The sequence below is a fragment of the Sulfitobacter sp. CW3 genome (genome assembly GCF_019392245.1).
In the GTDB taxonomy this organism is placed as follows: Bacteria; Pseudomonadota; Alphaproteobacteria; order Rhodobacterales; family Rhodobacteraceae; genus Sulfitobacter.
The window spans coordinates 1-271 of record NZ_JAHXRL010000222.1; the positions used below are offsets into that span (position 1 = coordinate 1).

Here is a 271-nt window from a genome sequence, read left to right on the forward strand (position 1 = left end):
GCGTTCGCGGCTCCTGCCAGGGCGCCCCACCCGGCCCGGACGGGATAGCCCTCGCCGTCGAGCAGACGGAGGGTCTCGTAGAGCGGCAGGCCGACCACGCCGCTGTACGAGCCGACCAGCTTCACCACGAAGGCTCCGGCCAGTCCCTGGATCGCGTAGCCGCCGGCTTTGCCGCGCCACTCGCCCGAGGCCACGTAGCCCTGGATGTCGCGGCCCGAGAGGCGCTTGAACCGGACGCGGCTCTCGACGATCCGCTCGCGGCGCCCGCGGG

Annotated in this window: 1 protein-coding gene; it reads right to left on the minus strand. The window is 74.2% G+C overall.

All coding sequences use genetic code 11. The features are described from left to right. On the minus strand, positions 1-271 hold a 271-nt coding region (locus tag KZZ06_RS20860; protein ID WP_219581870.1), incomplete at both ends, for a Maf family protein.